Genomic DNA, 740 nt, shown 5'->3' with positions numbered 1-740 from the left:
GATCTGGTGCGGTTGCTCTGACGGCAAGATCAAAAGATCGCAGCCTGCGGCAGCTCCTACATTGGAAAAACATTCCCCTGTAGGAGCTGCCGCAGGCTGCGATCTTTTGACTGCAGGTCAAACACCCTCAACCTTACGCGTCAGCAGTTCGACGAACGCCTTGGCCATCGGCGATTTCTGATCCTTGCGCTGCACCAGCCACACCGCCGACACCGCTTCCGGATCGAGCAGTGGCCGGTAGACCACGCCGTCGATGCGCATCCGCTGATAGGACGCCGGCAACACCGAAACCCCCAAGCCCGCGGCGACCAGTCCGATGATGGTCATCGCCTCCCCCGCCTCCTGGGCAAAGTGCGGGCTGAACCCGGCATCGCGCGCCAGACTGAGCAATTGCGCATACAGCCCGCTGCCGTAGCTGCGCGGAAAGAACACGAACGGCTCCAGCGCCAGCGCCGAGAGAAACAGCCCTTCCTCGCTGCCCTGGGCCAACGGATGCTTGGAGCCGAGCACCGCCACCAACGGCTCACGCATCAGCTCCACCACACTGAGTGAGTCCGGCAAACCCAGCGGACGCATGATGCCGACTTCGATCGACTCGTCCACCAGTGCGTCCGCGACCATGGTGCTGCTCATCTCCCGCAGGTTCAGGTGCACTGCCGGGAAACGCTGACGAAAGGAAAATATCGCCTGGGGAATAGTCGAGTTGAACGGCGCCGACGAGGTGAAGCCAATCTTCAATT

General features: G+C 61.8%; 1 protein-coding gene. It reads right to left on the bottom strand.

Features of this window, described 5'->3' with window-relative positions:
* Positions 1-117: 117 nt before the first annotated feature.
* On the bottom strand, positions 118-740 hold a 623-nt coding region (locus tag DBR18_RS10675), incomplete at its 5' end, for a LysR family substrate-binding domain-containing protein (protein WP_256588666.1).

The sequence above is a fragment of the Pseudomonas sp. HMWF021 genome (genome assembly GCF_003061005.1).
Lineage (GTDB): Bacteria > Pseudomonadota > Gammaproteobacteria > Pseudomonadales > Pseudomonadaceae > Aquipseudomonas.
This window is presented reverse-complemented; position numbering and strand designations above follow the sequence as displayed.